This is a genomic window from Candidatus Limousia pullorum (assembly GCF_057405065.1).
Genome location: NZ_CM171614.1, coordinates 1066420 through 1086993, shown reverse-complemented (window position 1 = coordinate 1086993; position 20574 = coordinate 1066420). Strand labels below are relative to the sequence as shown.

Genomic DNA, 20574 nt, shown 5'->3' with positions numbered 1-20574 from the left:
AAACTATCAAACTTCTTTATTATTCAACAACTGCTTCCTTTTTGGAAAGGTCTGTATCTCTTACTGCCTTTCTAACACTGAGAACAAATGTAGGAGATACTGAAAGCTCGTCAAATCCCATTTTAAGGAATGTTTCTGTAAGTGTTGTATCAGAACCGAGCTCGCCGCAGATACCTGCCCAAGCGCCTGCTTTGTGTGCATTGTCAACAATCATCTTGAGCATTCTGAGGATCGCAGGATGATGAGCATCATAAATCTTGTCAAGCTTTGCATTCTGCCTGTCAATAGCCAATGTGTACTGGGTAAGGTCGTTTGTACCTACGCTGAAGAACTCAACTTCCTTAGCAAGCTCCTCTGAAACCATAACGGCAGCAGGTGTTTCAATCATAATACCAAGCTCAACATGAGGTGCTATCTCGTATCCCTCTTTGATAAGCTCTTCCTTAACCTCTTCGCAGATTTCTTTAATTCTTCTTACCTCTGAAACTGAGATAATCATCGGGAACATAATTGAAATCTGACCAAAAGCGGAAGCTCTGTAAATTGCTCTGAGCTGTGTTTTAAAGAGGTCAACCTGGTCAAGACAAATTCTTATAGCTCTGTATCCCAAAGCAGGGTTTTCCTCCTGTTCAAATCCGAAGTAATCTGCCTTCTTGTCTGCGCCGATGTCCAGAGTTCTGATGATAACCTTTTTGCCGTTCATCTTCTCTGCAACATACTTATAGCTTGCAAACTGCTCTTCTTCGGTTGGGGCGCTGTCTCTTCCCAGATAGAGGAACTCACTTCTGAAAAGACCGATTCCGCCTGCATCGTTGTTTATAACAAGCTCGACATCCTTAGGATTACCGATATTTGCATATATGTTAATCTTTCTTCCGTCGATTGTTACATTTTCTTTGCCCTTAAGCTGATTCAAAAGCTCTTTCTGCTGGAGCTGAGCCTTGCGGCGTCTTTCCTTTTCATCAAGAGTAATATCATCAGGGTCTATATAATATTTTCCGCTGTTGCCGTCAACAATCATGAGCTTTCCGTTAAGCTCCGGAGTAATCTCAATGTCAGCGCCTACAAGGGAAGGAATATTCATTGTTCTTGCAAGAATAGCGGTGTGTGAATTTGAAGAACCTTTTTGTGTTACAAAAGCCAAAATCATGTTTTTGTCAAGCTGGAGAGTTTCACTTGGTGTCAAATCCTCAGCAACAATAATCATTGGTTCTTCCATCTTTATACCGTCAGGGTTAATTCCCTGAATATTCATTGCTATACGCTTTGAAACGTCGCCAACATCCACAGCTCTCGCCTTCATATAAGGGTCGTCCATAGATGCAAAGAAATCTGCAAACTCTTCACCTGTTGCAGTAACAGCATAGGCGGCATTTTCATTTTCTTCGGTAATCTTTCTCATTACCTCTTCTTCATAGTCAAGGTCGTCAAGCATGAGAAGCTGAACATCTATAATCATAGCCTCTTCCTGACCAACCTCGGCGGCTGTCTTATCAAACAAAGCTTTTAATTGTTTAGCCGAAAGCTCTTTTGCTGCCTTATATCTTGCAACCTCTTCTTCAACAGTATTAGCAGTACCTCTAACGATTACCAGCTCCTGTTTTTTGAAGACGAATACCTTTCCGATAGCAATTCCGGCAAAAACTCCTTTTCCGTTTCCGGTTTGCATTACTTTTCACCTGCCAGATTTTAAAAATTTATAAGCCGTACAAAATTTTTTAAATTAAAGATTTAAAATCAACCTTTAACCAACTGGATAACTTCCTCAAGAGGCTTCATTTCGCCGGTCTTGGTAATAACGTCTTTGTAATCGTAGGTGTTGCATACGATCATCGGAGATGTAAGGTCATAGCCCTCTGCCTTAATAGCGTCGATATCGAACTCGATAAGAAGATCGCCGGCTTTAACCTTCTGCTCTGCTGTAACATGACCCTTAAAGTGTTTACCTTTAAGTTTAACTGTATCAAAACCAACATGAATAAGAACGTCTACACCGTCGTCGGTGAGAATGCTTACTGCATGAAGTGTATCAAATATCTGCTGAATTGTTCCGTTAGCAGGTGAGAAAACCTTGCCTACTGATGGTCTGACAGCAATACCTTTTCCCAGAATTTCCTGACTGAAAACTTCGTCCTTAACCTCGGAAAGAGGAATAACCTCACCCTCGATTGGATTGAAAAGTTTTATTTCATTTGATGCCGGAGCCTTAGAAGCGCTGTTGTCTCCAAATAATTTTTTAAAAAAGCCTGCCATTATAAATATCTCCTTCCTGCCTGAATGTCTATCTCAGTCTAAATGATGTATTAAAATGAAAAAATAAAAAAGGAAAAAGAGGGAAAATAACCATTTCATTTTCCTTTTAAATACAAAATATAAACACGATCCAGTCACGGGAACGCAACCGCAAATTTTGCCTATTTATTGAAATATACTAAGCGAGTGATTTATGTCAAAACAGATAAAAATGAATAAAAACATATATAATATTCATTTTTACGAACTTTAGTATTGCGTTCGCCATCATTTATAGATATATTAACAGTTTTTTTGTAAAATGTCAACCCTAAACAAGTGTTCCCGCATATATTTTTAGATAATACACACAATTTATATTATGGAAATATGTATGCGAAAAATTACTTCCACATTCCGAAACGTTTAAAAATTGTATTTTTCAAATTATAAATAAAATTTTAGCAAATAAATCATAACTATCGTGTATACAAGCTTCATTCACCGTAAATATGTAAAATTCTAAAATATTATAGGAGAAAGAATCGCTTTTTATAAATGCTTTTGCCGCCGTAGTATTATAAAGTCTGTAACCACCCGCTATTGACTTTTTCCAAAAATTGATATAGAATATAAAAATGCAGTAAAGCTTTTTATAAAGCTTCATAACGAGATTTCAGAAATTTGATACATGTGATTTACCGACAGTAAAAAAGCCTCAAAATATAATACGCCCCTTTAGTTAAATGGATATAATAAACCCCTCCTAAGGGTTAGTTGTGGGTTCGATTCCCGCAGGGGGTGCCACAAACAACGCCTGAAAGCCTTGATTTTACTGGGTTTTCAGGCTTTTTTGATTTTTACCCATTTTCAATTTCTGCTAAAATCCTGTTAGCAAATGTTAGCAAGCCGGTTTTTTATTAACTTTGGAACACTCACCTTTCAGGTGTACGGCTTGCTAATAAAAATTAGCAGGATTTTTGCCATTTTGCTAATGAAAATGCCCTCTCTGCTAATTGGAGAAAAAACGAGCAAAATCCTTGCTAATGGACAAGGCGGTTGTTATCCTGTTAATTTGTTCATTTAGGGGTGGTAAGAGACAATCGCACACTGTCTCTATGTCCTTTATTATTATATAATTACGGTAACAGGAGGTGGTTGTTTTGAAAGAACAGAAATATCATTTATACCTTTCCAATGACGAATACAGCATATTGATACAATCACTTATCCGTTTGAAGAACAGCTTGATAGCACAAGGCAGATACACCGACGGAGCCCCTGATGTTCTCTGTAAGGTGCTTTCAGCCAAGAAAAGAAAGTTCAAAATCAAATATATCTAAACACGAAAAGAGACCGCCTACACGATGTAAGCGGTCTTTGATTATTTAAAGTGAGTACGACAAACTTGAATTTGACTTGCCTATTTTCTTAAAATCTCATGTGGAGCTTCTATTTCATTTGCCAAGGTATGCTCTGTTAATTCTGACATCAATTTCAATTTTTTATTAATCAATGGTCGCATACAATTAGGAACATGTTCCTGATGCGCTCTGTGGATTGCTACACATTCCTTACAGTTTCCGTGATAACGACAGGCTTTCAGGCAAGGACAGTGATCTTTGTCTTTATACTCCTTACGAAATTCCGCTGCAAATTCTTCTTGCAGTCTCAGCCCCTCGACACGGTTTCCCTTATGAAATTCTACCATTGCATCCAGTTCTTTCTGGTTCCCTTCAATCTTCATGTTATTATAGCGCCTCCATTTCAACTATTCCTCATTTTCTGATAAATTCAAATTTGTCTTTTTCTATTATACACCAAAACTATGAATATTTCTACCCGCCGTCTATTGACCTCAATTAAGAGGTAAATAGGCGGCTTTTTTGTTTGCAAAAAATTTATTCAAGAAATTTTGAAAAAATACCCCCCAAAAACGCTCTCCCATTTCAAACAAGTGAATGGGTTAATTCCGAACTGCGAAAACGGAAGCCTTTCACTTGTACTTTGACAACTGAATAAGTCATTCACTAAGACTTTGATTCTGATGATTTTAGCCACCTTATCGGGTACGCCGTGACTTCTGCATTTCAGAACAGCGAGAACTCCCGGTATAAGTAACAGGTTGCCCCTGTTACGGCGATGACAGTCAGAAGGATAATGATACTTCTCTACGGAGCTGGCGGAGTACCCGGCAGAGGTGAAATTCCTATGATACAGATTAGCAAAAACAATTTAGTCATACAAAAAAGGCAATCCGTCAGGATTGCCTTTTGTAATACCTGAAAAACCTTGAAATCAAGACGAAAAAACATTATAATATTTGAACGCAGATTATTTATTTGCATAAAAGAATGCTTAAACTTGAAATGCGTTTCCTGTGATTTATGGGTTACAGATTAACTCAATGATGTTTCCCATATTTCTTTGCATTTGCTAATACCCTGCTAAAAGGAAGGCAAAAAACCACGAAAAATTAGCAGGTTTTGGACGGGAATTTACTAACAACGAAACCCCGGAAACGCCAGTAAAATCAAGGATTTTCGGGGATTTGCAGGGAGTCAAAAATGCCCCTCGGGGGCTTCTCCTAAGGGTTAGTTGTGGGTTCGATTCCCGCAGGGGGTGCCAAAATAAAAGACAGCAGTTTTTTCAACTGCTGTCTTTTGTTTTTTTATTATCAATTCTCTTTGACAAGCTCAAAGAAAGGCTTTTCTTTGATGTATCTAACGCTTTCGTTTCCTATTTTTACTGCGCTGTTAAATCTGTCAAGACCTTTGATATTTTGATAGATTGCGTTTGTCTCTTCGCTGTTGGCTTTTGTCTTAAATACAAACTCCACGTCGTTTTTCTTTAAGTCGGCTACATTGTGCACAATCCATGTCAAAATATATTTTGAGTAGTTGTCCTCACCGGCTACAAAATGGTCAAGGAACTGGGTTGAAAGAATTGTTCCGACACCGAATTCTCTTCCCTCTTTCATTATCTTCTTCAAAGACGGGAACTCCTCTTTCATAAAGTTGTCAGCCTCGTCTACAAGTATGAATTTTGTGAGCTGGCGCAAAGTACCGTCGGTAGCACTTGAACCTGCGGCGTGCATCTGTGAATAGAACTGGTCAAGGGTTATTGCCACAATAAGGCTCTGCAAGTCAGGGTCATATCCTGAAAGGTCAATAACCACAACACCGTCCAATATATCAAAAAGTGAAGCTGTGCTGTATGGCTTAGGCTCGAAAAGCTGGAAAGCGTTGATTTTCTGCATTACAGCAGCAAGGGAATCGTTTTTAACTACGCTTTCGTTCTTATCGTATATGTCGTAAACCATTTCAAATGTAGGAGCGCTTCTCTGCCATGTTTCAGGCTCGTTGGGGAATATTCCCATTTTCTCATATGCCTGCATCATACATGTGTAGAGGACAGTCTGCTGTTTAGGACCAAGTCTGAAAGCTCTTGCAAGTGTGTCCTTAAATGTATTTGCAGTGTGTACCGGAAGCAACGGCTTGTATTCCTTTGTTTCAAAAATTGACAAAGGATTAAAAGGCAGTCTGTGAAGCTTCAAAACCTTTGCATTTGTGGCTTCTACAAAGTCTTTTTTTGTGTTGTTGTAATCGCCCTTGTAGTCGAAAATCAAAATTCCCAAAGGATTACCGTTAAAATTATTTTTCTGCTGACGGTAAAGCTGAGTTATAAGTGATTTTGTAAACTGGGTTTTACCGGTTCCCATTGTTCCGATTATTCCTGTATTTGTATGGAAAACCTTTGTTGTGTCGTTTGGATACCACACAAGAGGCTTGCTCTCTTCCTCTTCGTCATCGGAAGCCTTTGCCTTTTCATTTCCAAAGACAATCTCCATACCTCTCGGAGGCAATTTTTCCTCTTCCGGCTTATTTTCCTCTTCGGAAACAGTTTCATTTGTTACACCGGCTGCTGCGTTAACCTCACCCGAATGAACATCCCCTGGGAAATTAACATAAATATCGGCAGGATTATCAGTCAGTTCGCCTGAAGCTTTAACACCGTCTTGTGTCAAAGCTGTTCCGGCTGGCGCATTATCAGCATAATTGTTTGCTGTGCCGCTGATATTTTCAACATTTTTAATGTTCTCTACATATCTGTTTTCAATATTTCTTGTGTTATACAGGTTTTCACCGCCTGTAGTTACTCCGGCAGTCACTCCCGGTATTTCCACATGTATATCCTGATGCATTTGAGGGTTAATTTCAGGGCGTATATCCGAATTAACATTCTGATTTACATTATTGTTTATTACATTTGAAACGGAGTTTTTATTCTCCCTTGGCTTAAGCTTAAAGTCAAAGTTCTCGTCGGAGTCCTCAGCCAAAGCCAAAGCCAGCGCCATGCAGTGTCTGCACGGGCCTTTTATTGTCTCTATTTCATAGCAGTTACAGTCGTATCCCTCAATAATATTTCTGTAATTGGGGTTTAAGGTAAGCTTTGATGTATGGTAAAATCCGAAATTTCCCTTTACAAGACCTGTTACCTTTACGCCGTATTCGCCCATATCATTTATCTGAACCTTGATTATGTTGTCCTGTTTACACAGCTTCAAACTGTTATCAAAGGTGTCTATAGAACAAATTGCTTTTATATTTTCTTTTTTAAGCATTTTTCAATCCTTTCCCGGATTTTCCGTAATTAAATTTCAAACAGCTGGTCAGGAGTCATTTCTTCGGGATGCTTATGGAATTCCGCCTCTTTAATAATCTGCGCCTGAATGGATTCCTGAGAGTCGGAGTCATTGCTGTTTTTTGCTTTAGATGTTTCAGTGCTGGCGTTTACTGCCTGAATCTGACCGGCTACTCCGGCGATAACGGGAACAGCCTTTTGAGAAATAACACTGTTAATAATCTGCTGTCCTTCATCGTTGGTTAGAACTGCTTTTCCTGTACTTACAGCCTCACCCAGCAGCTTTAGATTTCCGTTGTAACCTCTGAAAAGCTTAAAGTATTTCCAGGTCAAAACCTCTCTCATTGAATCCAGCATATCGTTAAGCTGTTTCCATGACAAGCCCTCTGTTTTTTCCGCAAGCTCCATATGGGTCATTTCCTCTATGGCAACAAAAGGAGTTTCCATATTCTTTTTTATCCAGTCTTCCCTTTGCTTCTTTGTCGGGGGAACACAACGGCAGATTTTAAAATCATGTGTAAGCTCCCTGCACAGATACTCGCTTTCCGTTGTCACCACTATCACAAAAACCGTGGTTTCCAGCTCTCTTAATTTTTCAGCAAGGACGTACTGAACCTGCTTTCCGAACTTGCTTTCCTCGGGACTGTCTATAAAAAGGCAGAAATACTCGTATTCTTTCGCAGCTTCTGCGGCATATTCGGCAATTCGGCAGGATTCCTCTGCTGTTTCACAGTCGAAGTCCCATCCGGTTATCCTTAGATAGTGATGATACTCCTTTGCTTCGGGATTGCATTTAGAGCCTGCAAGAGCTTCCGCCGCAGTGTGTCTTCCGTTTCCCGGCTCTCCCAAAAACACAGCGCCGTCCGGCGGTTCAACGCCGAAATCGCTTAGAAGCTTTTTGGGAGATTTAAGCATTGTGGCTCTGAACATATGTGACCAAAGAGAAAAGGCGTCCAAGTCCTTGAGCTTAATCTGAGGCACCTGTTTATCCACTCTGTTTTTAATCTTTTCAAGATCCAAGGTTATTCACCTCATTCTTCACTGCGTCTTTCTCTGTCCTTGTCCCACTCGTCCAGGGTTCTGATTATATCGTCCTTTCTTGACGGTACATATAAATTTAAAGCCTTTTCAAAAATCTCTTTGCTCAGTGTGTAGCTTCCGGATTTAAGAGCTTCAACGCTTTCATGCTCGTCCGGATATATGCTCTGCACATCCTTTTTAACAAGGTCTCTGATCTGTATGCAAAGTCTTTTTATATCTCTCTGATTATAGTTATAGGTTTCTTCCGCCATGTTCTCGTAGGTAAATCCAGGCTCGTTTTGCATAATCTGGTTAAAGAACATTTCAAATGTCTTTGCTCTAACCTTTACATCCGGAAGAGGAAGCTTTATAAGCTCAACACGGTCAAGCATAGCGTTGTCCACAAGGTTCGGATAGTTTGTAGCTCCTATAAATATTACAGGCTTCTTTGAGTCGCCCAAAGAGTTATAACCTGTCAAAAACGCAGTGGTTGTGGACATTGCGTGAGATGGGATATTTGGCATGGAACGGTTTCTGCACACACTGTCTATCTCATCTATAAAAAGAATACATGGAGCTTTTGCCTTTGCCTCTGCAAATGCTCTTTCAACGTATTTTTCAGACTCTCCAACAAGAGAATTGTGGATATCTCCGCCGGACAGTGACATATAGTTGTAGCCCTCTTTCATAAGCTCGCAGATAAAGGCTCTTGAAATAAAGGTTTTACCGCATCCGGGAGGGCCGTAAAAGAAGAAAGAACTTACCATATCTATACCAAGGTACTGATTGAGTTCTGTTGAAGCCACGTTGCGTATACAGCCACGAAGCTTTTCAATAAGCTCTTCCATTCCTGCAACCTCTTCAAAGCCTTTCTGAGGCGGGTCTGCTGACCATTTGTCAATAACCTCCTGAGGAATTTCATAGCCGCCTCTTTTTTGTGGCTTCTGCGCTTTTGCACCGGTGCCTTCCGCCTGCTTGCCCTGAGGTGCCGCAGCGGATGAACCGCCGTTTTCGTTCATCTGTCTTGCACGTCTGAGGGCATATTCGGAAATCTCGTTAAATCTTCTGGAAACCTCCTGCTGACGCTCTATCCAGTATTCGTATTCCTTGCCAACGCTGAGGTTTGCAAGGTTTTCAGTAAGCTCTGCCGCACGCTTGTAGCACTCTGCTTCTCTTCTTATGGATGCATTGTCACCTTTTTCGTGCAGCATATTTGCCTGAACTATCAGTGACCTGTACTCGTTGGCCATGCGGCTCATATCTGACATATAGCTAACGCCCATTATGTTTTCACTCCTTTAAAACGGATTGCTGTACTTGTTTTTCATTGCTTCATCCAAATCTGAGGAATCATCATCGGCGAAAGCCTGATTTATCATATCCATTTTCATATCGTAATCGTTTTTAATTTTGCTTTCCTTTTTCTTTCCAACGGATCTTTTAAGACACTCGTCAAAGCTTACGCCGTCAATAAGTGCGCTGATAAATTCGTCGTCTATACGGTCACGTATATCACTTGGAACTGCAAGCTTTTCATTGAGTTCCTTGTCAGCCTCGTTTTCCTCCAAAGGATAAGGATACCACTTATTAAGAATTTTTCTTGTGGAATAGCTTATAGCGTTGGTGGAATCGTCAAGACGCTGAATCTGTCTTAAGGCCATTCCCATCTGGTTAATTGTGCTGTTAAGCTCTCCGTCTGTGTTTATACGCTCAAGCTTGATAATAGCCTGTTTTGAGATAAGCATACCGATAGCGGCTTCTCTGACTCTGTCTCTGTGGTCGTTGTCAAAAAGACCTGAGCTTTCAAGATCTGCTGTGCGGGCATTTTCAATTATTATTGTATTCTGGAAAAAGTTATAGCACTCCTCCAAAACAGCACGGCAGTCCATAATTTTTTCCTGACGGGCTATTCTGGGCTTGCTTCTTTTCTCAAGCTTTTTATGCTCTTCCTTTATTTCTCTTGCAATCTTCTGTTCTACTGTTTCCTCTTTTTTAAACATTTTTTTAATATTTTCAAGCATGTTATTCACCTGTCCCTTTATGGCGTCAATTTAAAATAAATTATTCCGGCTCGTACTCGTACTCTATGTTTTCGTTGTACTCCTCTTCATCTTCGTAATCTGTTTCGTAATCATCTTCCTGCAATGTATTTTCCTGATAGAGTTTCTCATTCTCCAGATGAAGATTATTTATCTCCTCTTTCAAGCCTGCCAATTCCTTCTGCTTCTCGGCATTTCTCTGAAGCTTTGCTTTTATCAGCTGAGCGTTTCTTATGGACCTGTCTAATCTTTCTCTTTCCTCATTCTCGATTTTCTGCATTGTAGCAATAACCTTTGCAGCCTCATCCTGGAATACCTTGTGGTTGGAAATCTGTGTCAGTTTTGAAAGATACTGGTCGTAAGTTCTTCTGGAAATCTCAATATCATCCAATGTCTTCTGCAGGTTTTTCAGATACATGTTGTTTGCACGTTCAATTCTCGCATTGAGCATTGGGTCGTTAACTGTAGGAAGTTCAACAAGATGATTTCTTATAGTTTCAATTTTTCTGTCGCAGTCATTTAAAACGCTGGTTTTTGTCATAATCTCCAGGTAAATTTCCTGCATACTTCCGAAAAGCTTGTGATACTCCTCATACTTTTGTCTGAGATCCCTTGCTTCCTTTGAAAGAGAACCGGGCTTATGAGCGTTCTGTCTGATTTCCTCTTCAAGCTGTGCTCCCTCAATGGTGTTTCTGAAATCGTTAAGCTCTTCTTTAAGCTTCTGAACCTGATTATTTTTATTCTGATATCTCTCCTGCTGTTTTTTCAAAGCAATTTCAGCAGTGTCGTAATCCTGGCTTGCCTTTACGATGTTTTCCATCTCAATGGCGAAGTTAAGTCTTTTTTCGTACAAAGCGTCCGCATTTGGCACGTCTATTCCGCTTATTTCCTGTCTGAGGTTTGACAATCCCTGATTCAAAGCTGTTGCCGCCCATCTTGCGGTTGTAACCCAGCCCTCTCTTATTGCCTTACTGAAAGCGTCTATGGCAAACTCAATTTTTTCATCAAGGCTGCTGATATCCCTTGTAAATACAGTAGGCTCGCTGAGCTCCTTTATTGCCCAGTTTATTACTTTCTGGAACTCCTCCTCGGCTATAACCTCCTGGGGAATCTGATTTTTCTTATCATACAGGTTAATACATTTAAGCTTTGAAATCATATTCGCCGCACTTTTTCTGTTGTTAGCAACAACAACCTGTTCTTTTCTCATTTCTGATTGTGGGCTTTCAGATTTTCCGCCAAAAATTTTATTTGTAAATTTTTGAAAACCTTTAGTTGCCATACTAAAACTTCCTCTCTGATAAATAAAAAATATTTATTTAAACCCCTCCGCAGGGATTAGTTTAATTTTGACTGCCAAAGCCCTGCATATTTTGCCATAAGCTTTTGCAGTTCTGAAATACACATCCGGGCATTTTTTACCCTGTCGTTTACATATGAGTCCACGGAAAAAGCCATGGCTCCCTCTGCGTTTGAAAAGCTCTGTTCCATGCTTCTTCGTATCTGACTCATTATCTGAATTTGATTTCTGCATCTTTCCAGACTTTGTTTGTTTTCCTCTGAAAGCAAAGCGTCCAGCTCTCTTTTAAGGGTTTCAAAATTAAGATTGAGGGTTTTATTTTCCTCTTTCTTTCTCTCCCTCTCCGAAACAGCCGCAGAAATAGAAGATTTCATAGTTTCTATTTTCTTTTCGTATTCGGCTATCTCCTCTCTTATTTTCTGAGTTTCCTTCTCGTTTTCTTTCAGATTTTCAATGGTTTCCTGAAGTCTGTTTTTCTCGTCGTTAAGCTCCTTTTCAATCTGTTCCTTGTTCATTCCGCTTAACTGTTTCTTTCGCTCGTCTATAAGCTCGATAACCTTTTTCAGCTCGTTGTTCATTCCCATAAGCTGGGCTTCAAGCTTGTCAAGCTCTGTTTTCTTTTCCGTATGCTCCTCTGTCTTGCTTTCGATAAGTCTTTTGCTTACCTCCAGGTTCTGCTCGATAGCGTTGCACTCGGTTGTTATATAGGATTTTTCCTCCTTGCTTTTTTCAAGCTTTTCCTGCAATGAGGTTTTTGTATCCCTTGCCTTTTGAAGATTTTCCTCTTCCTTTTCCAAGGCTTCCTCAAGAAGCTTGTTTTCGTTTTTCACTTCCTCAAGCTCAAACTTCACATTTCCTATTTTTGTGTTTATTATACCGGATAATGGTTTTTCCTGTTCAAGCTGCTTTTTAAGTTCTTTTAATTCTTCCTCAAGACTTTCTCCGCTTGTTTTAAGGGATAAAAGCTTTTCTTTTAATTCTTCTTTTTCCCTTATTTTTGTTTCAACAGCACTTGACGCCTCTTTTACCTGATTTTCCTTTTCTGCGTTTTGGACTTTTATATCCTCAACAAATTTTTTAAGGTTTTCAAGATTTTCGCTGTTGCTATGGAGACTTTCCTCAAGAGCTTTCTTTTCCTCTTTTGTTTTCTCAAGCTGTAGCTTTATCTGCTCTATTTTTGTATTTGTTTCTCCCAGCAGAGGTTTTTCATCCTCAAGCTGTTTTTCAAGGGCTTTTAATTCTTCTTCAAGATTTCCGCCGCTTGTTTCAAGGGATGAAAGCTTGTTTTCAAGTTCTTCTTTTTCTTTTGCTTTTTCTTTAAGAACTTCCTCTGTGTTTTTTATCTTAATTTCCGTTTCAGAATTTTGAGCTTTGATTTCTTCAATATTCTTACTGAGATTTTCGAGGGTTTCTTTTTGACTGCGCAAATCCTCTTCCAGCAGAGTTTTTTCATTCTCCAAGGATTTAAGCTGGTTTTTGACTTCCTCTAAATCGCCCTGCTTCAAGCTTTGGATTTTTTTCTTTGTTTCCTCAATCTGCTGTTGATAAAGACTTTTTTCCTTTTGCAGCTCCTGCTGTTTTTGAAGTTCCTTTTCTTCATTTTCCCGGGCTGTTTTAAGCTTTTCCTTTATCTCCTTTAGCTGTCGGTTTTTCTCTTTTAATTCACCGCATCGCTTTTCGGCAGCTTCCAAATCATTCCAAAGCTCTTCATCACCTCCGCCCATTTCTGCTTCGGCAATTTTTTTGCTGTTTCCTTGGTAGATGTAGTTCACTGTGTAGCATATGGTATATAGCCTGTCAATAAGCAAATCCAAATCGCCCACCTGGCAGTTTTCCACCAAAGCGCCGGTATCAAACCTTATATCGTCGCATAGCATGGTCATCATACCCAGTGCATCTTCAAGGGAAATTTCTTTTTTGTCCGAAAAATCCTTTAGTCTTCTGGTCAAGTTTGAGAATTTCACAATCTCACCCCGTTTTCTTATTCATCACTTTTTACATGTCCTTGTATATTGTCTTTTTCAAAAGCTTATCCGGGAAATCGTCCCCGTCATCCTCTTCAATATATTCTGTATCCTCTTCCACATACTCTTCCGAATATTCTTCGGTTTCTTTCTCAGGTTCCGGTTCTTCCAAAATCTGAGAATATTTTCCCTCTAATTTCTCCGCAGTTTCTATTTCCGCATTTAGCTCCTGCTCTATAGTTCTGCGGACTTTTTCCATTTCTTCATCGGAGATTTTATGTAGTCTTATCTCACTTTTCAGTCTGCCCACATGAAATCTCAATGTTATGCGGTTCTGTCTGTATCTGTCCAAATTGGCTTTATCAATTCCCAAGTCGATTTTTTTCTCAGAGGGAAGACTGTCCTTTGGAAGCTGATACATATTCAAATATATTCTGTCAAATTCGTAAACCTCTTCGGCTCCATATTTTTTAAGTATGTTAAAAACATTTTCTGAAAGCTCAACTATGCTCTTTCCGTAGTCAAGAATTACCGCTAAATTCTCGCACTTGTCAACGCCTGCGCAAAGCTGTTCCGAGCAGAAAGCAAGCATTTCCAAAGCGTCGCTGAATGTTTCCCTGTCGCCGTTTTCACAGGCTTTTCTGACATAGTTGCAGAAAAATTCCGCCTTGCTGTAGGAAAGACAATTAAGGGGTTTATTCCAAAATGTTGAGAAATTCTTTTTTATTCTCTCAAGCTGTTCGCACCATTTTTCGTACTCATAGCATTTTTCAAACTTCTCACTGATGGAAAGGGTTTTTATATTTCTTACAATGGGGTCATCGTTTTCCAAAACCGCCGGATAGCACAGTTCTTTTTTGGGAAGAAGCTTTTCCTCCCTCATTGCGTCGCCCACTGTAAATCCATGGTATTCTGATTCAAGCTTTTTTATCTCATTTCTCACAAGCTGTTTGGTGTCAGAATTTTTCAGCTGTTCATAAAGCTCCCTGTGCTTTATAAACATGGATGATGAGCTGTCACGTCTTTGTTCCAAAACAAGCCTGCCGCAGATGTTGCAGGAAAGCTGTAAATATTCCGCCTGCTTTCTCATATCCTCCAAAGAGTCTGTCCAATCGCCCTTTTCTGCGGCAATTTTCAAAAGCATATTAAAGGCGTCGTCAATTCTGTAGCCGTACACAATCTGCTCTTTCATCTGTCTGCGCAGAGCGTCTGTAAGGGGCTCCTGAGCTCCTTTTAAAACAGCCACTGTTTTGCGGCTTATCATTGGAAGCACAGAATTTTCTCCCAGAAACGCCTCCCTTATTTTTGAAGTCATGGGAGGTATTTTAATAACCATTATGCTTTTGCCGTCGGGAGTTTCGATTTTTCTTTTAATCTTTTCAACAGCACAATCATCGCTGTTGTTATAAAGATAATCAAGAGCTGACATAGAAAGCACAAAGGCAATCTTTTTGTTTTTAAGCTCTTTTCTTTCGGATATTTTTAATATATCCTCAAATGTAAATTCTTTTTTTGCCGGCTGGATGCAGCTGTTTATTTCCCAGTCGCTTTCTGACTTTTTAAGAACTGCATCCAAAAATCCCTTTTTCTCGGCAAGCTGTTTTGAAAATCCGTCAAAGGTCTGAATTTTTAACTCGCCGAATTCATAATTCAAAAACAAAGCGGCGTCAAACCCGTTGTTTAATCTCAGCTTGTACCACAGATAAGCTTCAGACTCCAGTGCAAGCATGGTATCGGTGTAATGTATGTCGTGGTCATAGTCAAAAAACAAATGTATAAAATAATTTGTGGATAACATGCCGCACTCTCCTTTCAGAATAATCAATCCTCTTTTTTATAAAATGCGTTTCTCTCTTCGTAAATTACGTTAGGCCCGAAAATATCGCTGAAATTTCCCAGTGACATCTTTGTTGCCTTGTCCTCTAACTTTTCGTTTGTTTCCATATCCAGAGGCACAACATGGAATGTATATACATCCGACTCGTCCACAGAAAAACCAAAGGTATATGAACCCGTGGCAATTTTTTCAAGGAGAGCCTGTTTTTCCTTTAAAGGTACCATTCGGTAAGCCTTGTTGAAATTCTTTCCCTGTCCTATAGCGAAAATCCAAGGTGATTTTGACGGGTCGCTGCTGCTTCTTCCGCTGTAGAAAATTGATTTGTTGAGATAGGAAACCTTGCCGTATTCCAGCTCGCTTCTGTATTTTATGGCAAAATCGAAGGTTTCCTCTCCGTTGCGTGTTGTAAACAGTCCCACGGAAAGCTTTGCGGTCTTTCTCATTGTTATAACACCGCCGGAAATCAAAGCCGCTCCGTAGGAAATTGCGTCCTCTTTTCCGCTGTCCAGAGCCTGACCGTTCTGACCCTGAGCATAGGAAAGGTTTTGCAGTCTGTAATCACCTACAGTATCGCTTATATGGAAGTAGTCCCATACCTGCTTCTGCACCAGGAAAAACTGTCCGAAGCCTCCCACCAGCGCAATTTTAAAGCCGTCGGACGCTGTGTATTTATCTATATTTTCAAGCTTTAAATATTCTTCATTTACACGGTCAAGCTGTTCTGCCAAAACCGGTTTTATTATTTTATCGTATGCTTCATAAAGTGTTGAATATGTAACCTTTATAGGCTTTCCTTTATATGAAAGTGTTGTAAAGGGATTTTCGTCTTTAGCCATTCTTTCCGCCACATTACCGTATTTTCTTCTCAGTCTGTCGGAAAGTGCTCTTGAATTTCTGATAAGGGCAGACTCTAAAAAGTTCAATGCCTTTAAAAAGTATCCGTCATACTCAGGAGCAGGAATATCATTTTTTTCGATTGCAAGCTTTACAACACCCTCCATATAGGCTATGCCAGCATCGCCCAGATTATCCCCGTGGTTTTCTCCGGCTCCGGTCTGACCCAGAACGTCTATTTCCATGGACTGTACGCCGTCTTCACGCTCGACAGTATTTACCTTTGTAAGAGTTATATCCAAGGTTCCTCCGCCGTAGTCCACAATGAGGATAAGTCCGTCATACAGCTTCTTTGTGTTCTTATTGTAGTTATAGGCAAAGTATGCGCTTGCCGCCGCAGGCTCTGTGACAACTGTTACCTTGTCAGCCATGTCAAGCTCACGGCATATATCACGGAGTATGGCTTTTCCGCTCATGGTGTAAAGCTCTGTGTTCCAGACTGCCGGTATGCATATTATAAGATTTTCAAAACGCTCGGTACTGCAATAATCCTTTGCAAGCTCCATCTGCTGTTTTATAAATTCCTTTGCAACATACCGGGGACTGCATTCCTCTGTATAGCCTCTCTTTCTCAGCTTTTTTAAATCACATTCAGGCAAAAGCATTTTAAAAGCTCTAAAAGCCTGTCTTTCCGGTTCAGAGGCAAGCAAATCCTTTGCCGACTGACCGGTTATAATATTGTTGTCGTAGTCAAAACAGGCAATAGAGGGAATATACTTGCTTCCCTCAAGAGACTGTACAGCTTTAACCGCATCATCCACCGGATCGTAATAGGACAGCATTGAATATGTACTGCCAAAATCAAAACCCAAATTCATCTGCCAAATACTCCTTTTTTCTTCCTCTATAATAAATTACAAAATACTAACCGGGTTAGACTTTGTCTGTGAAGTATCATTTTTCAAAACAAGGCTTACGGTAAGGTCGTCGTTCATTTCCGCTCCAAGCTTTTGAAGCTCAGCTTCTTTCAGCGCAGGAATTTTAACCTCGATGATTTTTTCAGGCTCTCCGCTTTTTATAACGGAAAGCTCCACAGACTGCTCCGAAATATCCGGAATTCGGGCAAACTGACTTTCAAGCCAAACTGTGTTTTTCTGCATAGTATCGCAGGTTCCAAAAGAAATACGCTTTTTCTCATTCAAAACAATGGTTCCGTCCTTGTCTTTCCAGGTAAAAATATTGACTCCCAAGTCATATTTTTTTAAAAACACATTTCTGTGCTTATCTGCCATAGTCCCTAAAATAGCCAAAGCTTCTTTGGTATCTCCTATAACATCATACTGGGTAAAACCACAGCAGGGACAAACGTCCACGCCGTTTGGAACCTCGTTAAAACAAACCATGCAGCGCATAAAATAACCTCCTGTCACTTTATTAACAAAAACCTATCTTTTTGTATGTAGAAATAGACAAATCAAACCTTAATAAATCCATTCAATTTAACTTATATGTCATTATACCATATCAAAATCCATAATACCACTAAAAAAATATTCAAAATGAATTATTTTTATCCTCTAGACTCTCCACATCGCACTGACCATAACTGTTTCCGCCCACAGCCACAACTGTTCCGTCATTTTTAAGCCCTACCGTGTGGAAGCCGCCTACCGAAATATCTATTATATTTTTCCAGTTTCCGACATCGCACTGACCCTCGTCATTAGAGCCACGGACAATCACCGTGCCGTCATTTTTCAAGCCTGCAATATTGAAACTTCCTATTTCCATTAAAGCAATGTTTTTCCAGCTTTTTGCATTTCCGTCTAGAATCAAGTCTGTGGTCAAGACGCCTCCGTCCCTTGTAATTGCAGCCGAGTCCATTCCGCCGGCATATACGGAAGTGACGTTTTTCCAGTCCTCAACATCACAGGAACAGTTAAATTCATTTCCCACAGCAACCACAGTTCCGTCTCTTCTAAGGCCTACTGTGTGGGAATCACCTGCGGCTATGTCAACTATTCCACGCCAGCCCTCAACACCGCACTGTCCAAAGGCATTCCAGCCTACTGCAACCACTGTCCCGTCTCTTTTAAGACCTACCGTGTGAAAGCTTCCAGCGCACACTGAAACAATATCCTTCCAGTTCCCCACATTGCACTGTCCGTGGGAATTATCACCTGCCGCAACCACTGTCCCGTCGCTTTTAAGTCCGACAGTATGGGAATTTCCCGCAGAAACAGAGATTATATCTTCCCAGCTGTCCACGTTGCACTGTCCGTCCTCGTTGTCGCCCACAGCCGCAGCACGCCTGTTTCTCAGAACCACCACAGTGTGGTTAAGTCCTGCGGAAATACGGCGGTACTCTTTTTTATTGCTAATTAAAACATTATTGTTTTTTATAAAATTATCTTTAAAAAGTCCGTTTACAAAGTAAGTGTCTTTCAGAGGAGTATTACAGTTTGCGCAAACGCAGGTAAAATCTTTTTTATTAAGATAAAAGGTATATCCGCCGCAGTTTGGGCAAAGGCTGTACGTTTCCAGCATTTTCTGTCTTTCGTATTTTAAACTTGAAACCGCTTTAAGATTTTCGGGAACCATGCTGAGAGTGGCATAATTTTCAAAATCACAACTGCCGTCAAATCCACAGTTTTTACATAAAAGTGTTTCATTTTCGGTTTTGCACACGGGACATATGAACATAGACATCTCACCTCAGTCACAGCTGTTAAAATTAAATCTCAAATTCTGTCTTTTTGCATCAATATTTGTTTCATACTAAACAAATCAACTATTGCGTCTAAATAATAAACAAACTTGTATATTTGCATATATATGTCATTATATCACAAGATTATATTTAATTCCACTAAAAATCAAGTTTTAACTACCAATAATACGCCCTGCAATTTGTGACAATACTACAAAAAATAAAAATCAGCCCTTTATTGAGCCTGCATTATAAAATCAATATATTATAAATTTTTCAATATCATGTTATTTGTCATTTATAATTTATACCCTATAAAATCAAGAACAGGGAACAAGTTTCCACTTGTTCCCTGCCCATCAAAAACATAAAAGGAGATGAAGAAAAAGCTAAATTAAATTTATATCTCTAATTTACCCGCAGCATTAAAGCAAATTACAGCTGCGAACACTTTGACATTATTTAATCGCCTAAAAATTTTATTTAAAATAACAACTATATTGTTTTCTGCAAATAAGATTGTAGCAAAATATTAAAGCCTATTGTAAATCTGTATACAATATCACGAACAAATCAAATTTTTAAGCATTGTATATTGTACAAAAACACAACCGCTTACAAGATGATTATATCACTTGGGCGGTTGTGTTCATAACAAATTTCAATTTTTTATTGTAATTATCGATTTATCTCGAAACTATTTCTGTATTCTGCGGGAGTTGTTCCGCAAACTTTTTTAAATACATTTGTAAAATAGCTCTGAGACGAAAAAGAAAGGTATTCGGAAATTTCTATAATACTGTAGTCAGAGTACCTCAGCAGTGTTTTTGCCTCGCTGACTTTTTGTTTAGCTATGTAAAAAATTATATTCTCACCAACATCCTCTTTGAATTTTTTTCTCATATTTGACTCGCTTACAGAGCAGTAACAGCTTATTTCCGAAACAGTTATATTTTCATGGAGATGATTGTTTATATAGTCCAAGGCATTTTTTACAATTGGGCGGAAATGTATTTTTTGATTTTTTTCCATATTTATATCTGCTATTCTTTGGGTATAGTCAATAATAATTCTATCAAACAAAGATTTTATCTGACTATAGCTGCTGCAATCGTCCAGCTCATCGCAAAAGCTTTTAAAAATCATAGCAGAAATACTTTCAACCATTCCAGCTTCAACAGATGTTCGGTAAACCAAAACCATAGCGGAAGTGTATATCAGCTTGTAATTTAAAATATCGTCACGTGACCATTTAAAAACATTATGCCTTTGATAGTCGGAAAGAAGTTGCTTCACACCGTGAAGATTTCCTCTCCTTACGCAGTCCAAAACCATGTCCTGTCTTGCAAGAGGATAAAAATTATCTATTCCCTCTTCCCTCATTTCAAACATGCTTTGTTCTATTGTTCTTCCTATATCCTTAAATCTTTCGTCAGCTTCCTCTTTGTATTCCAATTCTTTCAAAACTTTTCCTGTAGTCATAAAGTAGCAAAGGCCGGTATTGTCCACAAATTTACTTTTATCAACAATACTGGCATGATACAAAAAGCTTTTTACTTTTTCTGTATCGCCGTTTGCAGCCATATAAAGAGTTTTTCCGTAAAGACGTTTATCTTTAAAAGGGTCTGCGGTAAAAGCAGGGCCTAAAACCACGGCATATTCCCTGCCTTCCTCTTCCACCACAAAGCCGGAATACATTTCAAATCCGTTCACAAAAACAAAGCTGGGTTCCTTTGAAAAATGGGAACAAATTCTGCTGTAAGAAGCACAGAAAATTTCCGAAAACTCTTCCTCACAGGACATTATAATTTCGGAAGATTTAAAATCATATAAAGACGCATAACACTCTGTACACTTGTAATATATCCGCAAAGCTTTTATGAGATCATCTGTCTTGCACATACTTACTCCTCCCCAAACAGACTCTCTATTATCATAATTATGCATTAAAATAGACAAAAGTACAAGTGCAAGTTACTAATATTTAATATAAA

Annotated in this window: 15 protein-coding genes and 1 tRNA gene; 2 read left to right on the top strand and 14 right to left on the bottom strand. The window is 39.3% G+C overall.

Features of this window, described 5'->3' with window-relative positions; translation table 11 throughout:
* Positions 1–19 precede the first annotated feature (19 nt).
* Both ptsP and CGICJO_RS04690 read right to left on the bottom strand, forming a co-directional pair.
* Positions 20–1669, bottom strand: a complete 1650-nt coding sequence (ptsP, locus tag CGICJO_RS04695; RefSeq protein ID WP_087377914.1) for a phosphoenolpyruvate--protein phosphotransferase — start codon at positions 1667–1669, stop codon at positions 20–22.
* Between the two features lie 68 nt (positions 1670–1737).
* Positions 1738–2253, bottom strand: coding sequence for a PTS sugar transporter subunit IIA (locus CGICJO_RS04690; protein WP_087377912.1), 516 nt, complete (start codon positions 2251–2253; stop codon positions 1738–1740).
* Positions 2254–2964: 711 nt separating this feature from the next.
* Here CGICJO_RS04690 and CGICJO_RS04685 point away from each other — a divergent pair.
* A tRNA-Arg gene (locus tag CGICJO_RS04685) sits at positions 2965–3039 on the top strand.
* Positions 3040–3395: 356 nt separating this feature from the next.
* The gene (locus tag CGICJO_RS04680) at positions 3396–3575 is read left to right on the top strand and encodes a hypothetical protein (RefSeq protein WP_087377908.1); all 180 of its coding nucleotides are present in this window, start codon (positions 3396–3398) and stop codon (positions 3573–3575) included.
* 80 nt (positions 3576–3655) lie between these two features.
* Here the strand turns inward: CGICJO_RS04680 and CGICJO_RS04675 are convergent, their stop codons facing one another.
* The 12 genes from CGICJO_RS04675 to CGICJO_RS04620 form a co-directional block, all read right to left on the bottom strand.
* Positions 3656–3979 (bottom strand): hypothetical protein, encoded by a 324-nt coding sequence (locus tag CGICJO_RS04675; RefSeq protein WP_004613237.1) that lies wholly within the window; start codon positions 3977–3979, stop codon positions 3656–3658.
* A gap of 930 nt (positions 3980–4909) precedes the next feature.
* Positions 4910–6856, bottom strand: coding sequence for an ATP-binding protein (locus CGICJO_RS04670; RefSeq protein ID WP_486499814.1), 1947 nt, complete (start codon positions 6854–6856; stop codon positions 4910–4912).
* Positions 6857–6885: 29 nt separating this feature from the next.
* Complete coding sequence (locus CGICJO_RS04665; RefSeq protein ID WP_486499813.1) at positions 6886–7896, bottom strand: P-loop NTPase family protein; 1011 nt, start codon at positions 7894–7896, stop codon at positions 6886–6888.
* Between the two features lie 11 nt (positions 7897–7907).
* Positions 7908–9179 (bottom strand): AAA family ATPase, encoded by a 1272-nt coding sequence (locus CGICJO_RS04660; RefSeq protein ID WP_486499812.1) that lies wholly within the window; start codon positions 9177–9179, stop codon positions 7908–7910.
* A gap of 15 nt (positions 9180–9194) precedes the next feature.
* Positions 9195–9917 carry a hypothetical protein gene (locus CGICJO_RS04655; RefSeq protein ID WP_087377902.1) on the bottom strand — a complete coding sequence of 241 codons (723 nt, stop codon included), beginning with the start codon at positions 9915–9917 and terminating at the stop codon, positions 9195–9197.
* Between the two features lie 40 nt (positions 9918–9957).
* Positions 9958–11217: a hypothetical protein gene (locus CGICJO_RS04650; RefSeq protein WP_486499811.1), complete on the bottom strand. Its 1260-nt coding sequence runs from the start codon at positions 11215–11217 to the stop codon at positions 9958–9960.
* 56 nt (positions 11218–11273) lie between these two features.
* On the bottom strand, positions 11274–13199 hold the full coding sequence (locus CGICJO_RS04645) for a hypothetical protein (RefSeq protein ID WP_486499810.1): 1926 nt from the start codon (positions 13197–13199) through the stop codon (positions 11274–11276).
* A 31-nt stretch (positions 13200–13230) separates the two neighbouring features.
* The gene (locus tag CGICJO_RS04640; protein ID WP_486499809.1) at positions 13231–14997 is read right to left on the bottom strand and encodes a hypothetical protein; all 1767 of its coding nucleotides are present in this window, start codon (positions 14995–14997) and stop codon (positions 13231–13233) included.
* Positions 14998–15020: 23 nt separating this feature from the next.
* On the bottom strand, positions 15021–16748 hold the full coding sequence (locus CGICJO_RS04635; protein ID WP_486499808.1) for an Hsp70 family protein: 1728 nt from the start codon (positions 16746–16748) through the stop codon (positions 15021–15023).
* A gap of 36 nt (positions 16749–16784) precedes the next feature.
* A complete protein-coding gene (locus CGICJO_RS04630) occupies positions 16785–17282 on the bottom strand; it encodes a hypothetical protein (protein WP_087377892.1) in 498 nt (165 codons plus the stop codon).
* Between the two features lie 142 nt (positions 17283–17424).
* Positions 17425–18573, bottom strand: coding sequence for an RCC1 domain-containing protein (locus tag CGICJO_RS04625; protein ID WP_486499807.1), 1149 nt, complete (start codon positions 18571–18573; stop codon positions 17425–17427).
* A gap of 685 nt (positions 18574–19258) precedes the next feature.
* Complete coding sequence (locus CGICJO_RS04620) at positions 19259–20482, bottom strand: helix-turn-helix domain-containing protein (RefSeq protein WP_486499806.1); 1224 nt, start codon at positions 20480–20482, stop codon at positions 19259–19261.
* Positions 20483–20574: the final 92 nt, after the last annotated feature.

What these genes read in the sequence shown, in the direction of transcription:
- CGICJO_RS04635 (WP_486499808.1), bottom strand. Translation starts at nt 16,748, where the DNA reads ATGAATTTGGGTTTTGATTTTGGCAGTACATATTCAATGCTGTCCTAT.
- CGICJO_RS04670 (WP_486499814.1), bottom strand. Translation starts at nt 6,856, where the DNA reads ATGCTTAAAAAAGAAAATATAAAAGCAATTTGTTCTATAGACACCTTT.
- CGICJO_RS04625 (WP_486499807.1), bottom strand. Translation starts at nt 18,573, where the DNA reads ATGTTCATATGTCCCGTGTGCAAAACCGAAAATGAAACACTTTTATGT.
- CGICJO_RS04675 (WP_004613237.1), bottom strand. Translation starts at nt 3,979, where the DNA reads ATGAAGATTGAAGGGAACCAGAAAGAACTGGATGCAATGGTAGAATTT.
- CGICJO_RS04620 (WP_486499806.1), bottom strand. Translation starts at nt 20,482, where the DNA reads ATGTGCAAGACAGATGATCTCATAAAAGCTTTGCGGATATATTACAAG.
- CGICJO_RS04660 (WP_486499812.1), bottom strand. Translation starts at nt 9,179, where the DNA reads ATGGGCGTTAGCTATATGTCAGATATGAGCCGCATGGCCAACGAGTAC.
- CGICJO_RS04655 (WP_087377902.1), bottom strand. Translation starts at nt 9,917, where the DNA reads ATGCTTGAAAATATTAAAAAAATGTTTAAAAAAGAGGAAACAGTAGAA.
- ptsP (WP_087377914.1), bottom strand. Translation starts at nt 1,669, where the DNA reads ATGCAAACCGGAAACGGAAAAGGAGTTTTTGCCGGAATTGCTATCGGA.
- CGICJO_RS04690 (WP_087377912.1), bottom strand. Translation starts at nt 2,253, where the DNA reads ATGGCAGGCTTTTTTAAAAAATTATTTGGAGACAACAGCGCTTCTAAG.
- CGICJO_RS04640 (WP_486499809.1), bottom strand. Translation starts at nt 14,997, where the DNA reads ATGTTATCCACAAATTATTTTATACATTTGTTTTTTGACTATGACCAC.
- CGICJO_RS04630 (WP_087377892.1), bottom strand. Translation starts at nt 17,282, where the DNA reads ATGCGCTGCATGGTTTGTTTTAACGAGGTTCCAAACGGCGTGGACGTT.
- CGICJO_RS04650 (WP_486499811.1), bottom strand. Translation starts at nt 11,217, where the DNA reads ATGGCAACTAAAGGTTTTCAAAAATTTACAAATAAAATTTTTGGCGGA.